General features: G+C 64.2%; 1 protein-coding gene. It reads left to right on the forward strand.

Annotation, left to right across the window (positions count from 1 at the left end):
• Positions 1-66: 66 nt before the first annotated feature.
• On the forward strand, positions 67-1,518 hold the full coding sequence (locus QHF83_RS53250) for a transposase (RefSeq protein ID WP_282425870.1): 1,452 nt from the start codon (positions 67-69) through the stop codon (positions 1,516-1,518).
• The last annotated feature ends 12 nt before the right edge of the window (positions 1,519-1,530 follow it).

Below are 1,530 nucleotides of genomic sequence, written 5' to 3' on the forward strand. Positions count from 1 at the left end.
CAGCCCGTGGACTTATCCCGAAGGAGGATCGACAAGAACTGGCGACGATGGTAGTTTGTCCGCGTCATGTCGATGGGGCGAACACGTGAGAAGCAGGCGTCGCTCTGGGTGGCGGCTCCTTCGCTGCCGCGGTCGCCGGGGCACCGTTTCTATGAGAAGCTGAACGAGCTTCTGCACGAGAACGGGTTTGACCGGGCCATGGAGGCGGCGTGTGCGAAGTATTTCCAGGCCGACGGGACGGCGGGCAGGCCGTCGATCCCGCCGGGGCTCTACTTCCGGATACTGCTGGTCGGTTACTTCGAAGGGATCGAGTCCGAGCGCGGGCTCGAATGGCGGTGCTCAGATTCGCTGTCCCTCCGGGAGTTCCTCGGGCTGTTGCCTGGCGAAACGGTGCCCGATCATTCGACGCTTTCCAAGATGCGCAAGCGTCTCGGCAGTGAGGTCTTCGAGGGGATGTTCGCCTTCGTGCTCGGGGTCGTGAATCGCTCCGGGCTCCTCCAGGGCAAAGTCATGGGCGTGGACTCGACGTATCTCCGCGCGGACGCCTCGATGAAGGGGATCGTGCGGCGCGAGACGGGCGAGGTTTACGCGGACTACATCAAGCGGCTGGCGAAGGAGGAAGGAATCGAGAATCCGACCGTGGAGGATGCCCGGCGACTCGACCGCAAGCGTAAGGGAAAGAAGACGTCGAATACCGACTGGAAAAGCCCCACGGACGAGGATGCCCGCATCGCGAAGCTCAAGGATGGCCGCACGCGATTGGCCTACAAGACCGAACATGTCGTCGACATGAGCACGGGCGTCGTGGTCGCCGCAGAGGTCTATGCCGCGGACGAGGCCGATCCAGCGACGATGGCGCAAAGCCTGGAGCAGGCGCGCACGAATGTCGAGCAGGCCAAGAGCAGCGAGGAGCGCGATTCGGACGACGATCCGCCTCCGGTGGGCGGGAGCAGCGACGCCCAGACCGAGCGCGCCGTGATCGAGGTCGTGGCGGACAAGGGGTATCACAAGGCCGCGCTGATCCTATCGTTGAAGGAGTCCGGCTACCGCACGTACGTCCCGGAGAGGGACCAGCCCGTCCGCAAATGGGCGGACAAGGGCTGGGATATGCAGCAAGCGTTTTACGGGAACCGGAACCGCGTGCGTCGTCCGAAGGGGCGCGCTCTTCAACGCAAACGTGGAGAGCTCATCGAACGAACATTCGCCCACGCATGCGAGACGGGCGGAATGAGGAGGGTGCGATTGAGGGGCCGGGAGAACGTGAGAAAACGCTACCTGGCGCATGTCGCCGCGCTCAATTTGGGGCTCGTGCTACGTCAAATGCTCGGCGCAGGGACCCCGCGGGCCCTGGCCGCGGCCCGGAAGGGCTCCGCCCTTGCAGTTTTGGTGATATGGGCAGCCATGGTGGCTCTGGTACGGGGTATGCCGAGCCGGCTGGCACGGTTTTCCCGGACCACGTGGCGCGGGATGTATCCGTATGAAATGCACGGTGTTGGGGTCGCGATCGGGGGCTCGTAGATCCACGGGCTG

This window comes from Polyangium sp. 15x6 (assembly GCF_029960785.1).
Classification (GTDB): Bacteria; Myxococcota_A; Polyangia; order Polyangiales; family Polyangiaceae; genus Polyangium.